Consider the following 1,564-nt stretch of genomic DNA (forward strand, 5'->3'; position numbering starts at 1 on the left):
GGGGCTTCGGCCCCGACCAGCTACGGCGCCTCGGGCGGCGGGTCCGGCGGCGACGTACTGGTGGGCACACAGGCGGTCCCGGCCGGGACGCTGGCGATCACGGTCGGGCTGGGTGGGACGTCAACCGCCTCGCAAGCAACTTCCGGGGGCGAAAGTTCCGCGCTTGGCCTGACCGCGCGTGGCGGCGGATATGGCGGCGGGTTTAGCAGCGGCGTGGCGATCCTGCCGACCGATGGCGGCGGGGGCGGATCGCGGGACGCGGACGACAGCATTTTCGGGGCAGCGCATCCGACCTCCTATCGGGGCGGCGACGGCACCCGGGTCAGCGGCGGGCGCAAGCATTCCGGCGGCGGGCGCGGGGCGGGCGGAAACGGCGGCGATGCCGATCCCGAGACCGGAGGCCTCGGCGGTCCCGGCGTCCTGTCGGCGATCACCGGTCTCTCTGTCGACTATGGCGCGGGCGGCACCGGCCGGGTCTGGATGCTCGACGTCAACGTGCCGACCGAGGCCGAGACGCCCAGCCTTCCGGGCCAAGGCGGCCCCGGCATCACGACGCGGAACTATATCCCGGGATCTCCGGGCGCGGGTGGTGTGGTCATTCTGCGCGTGGCGACCCCGAGCGCCAGCTCGGCGGAGGAGATCGGCGGTGGGGCGGTGGCTTCGGCTGTGTCGATTTCCGGCGGCGCGGTCGGTCAGACGCACCGGCTGGGCGGATCGGCCATCGCTTCGGCCCCGACTATTTCTGGCGGGGATCTGGGGCAGACGCATGCCATAGGCGGTGGCGCGGTGTCGGCACCGGCAGCCGTGGCGGGAGGTGCGCTGGGGCAGATCCACAGCATCGGCGGCGGATCGGTCACGGTGCAAGGGACCATCACCGGCGGCGACATCGGGAACATATCGGCGGTTCCGGGCGGCAGCATCGCCGCTCAGGTGGCCATCGCTGGCGGGGCTCTCGGCCAGACCCACCGGATCGGGGGCGGATCGGCCGTGGCACAGGCCACGGTATCGGGCGGTGCGCTGGCCCAGACCCATGCCCTGGCTGGCGGGTCTGTGGCAGCGCGGATCGACGCAACCGGCGGCGCCCTCGGGCAGGTGCACCGGATCGGCGGCGGTTCCATCGCCTCGGCCTTCGTGGTCTCGGGCGGCGCCTTCACACAGGGGCAGGTGTCCGGCCGACGCTGGGCACGGCCCGGGGACACGCCGGGCAAGGGCAAGATCCTGACCGGGCAGCAAGGCCCCGGCAGCCTGAGGGCATGGCAATGAGCACGACCTTCACCATCAAGCGGGGCGACACCTCGCCCGGGCTGGAATACCAGCTGCCGGGCTATGCCGCAGGCAGTGGCCTGCTGACCGGCGCCAGCGTCCGCTTTCTGATGCGCCCCTGGTGGGACGCCTCGGCCCCGCTGGTCATCGACGCCGCCGCCACGGTGCAGGATCCGGACGGCATCGTCCGCTACGCCTGGGCCGAAGGCGACACCGATACGGCCGGCACCTATGCCGCCGAGGTCGAGATCACCTATGCCGATGGCGCGGTCGAGACCGTCCCGGCGGCGGGCTGGCTGAT

General features: G+C 72.9%; 2 protein-coding genes. Both read left to right on the forward strand.

The genetic code is table 11. The features are described 5' to 3' along the window. Positions 1 to 1,263 (forward strand): glycine-rich domain-containing protein (locus BYZ73_RS23070; RefSeq protein ID WP_342768241.1); only part of this gene is annotated, 1,263 nt, incomplete at its 5' end. Next, on the forward strand, positions 1,254 to 1,564 hold a 311-nt coding region (locus tag BYZ73_RS21050), incomplete at its 3' end, for a Rib/alpha-like domain-containing protein (RefSeq protein ID WP_181498159.1). The genes BYZ73_RS23070 and BYZ73_RS21050, both read left to right, overlap by 10 nt.

Origin of the sequence: Rhodovulum viride (assembly GCF_003265965.1) — a bacterium.
GTDB lineage: Bacteria > Pseudomonadota > Alphaproteobacteria > Rhodobacterales > Rhodobacteraceae > Rhodovulum > Rhodovulum kholense.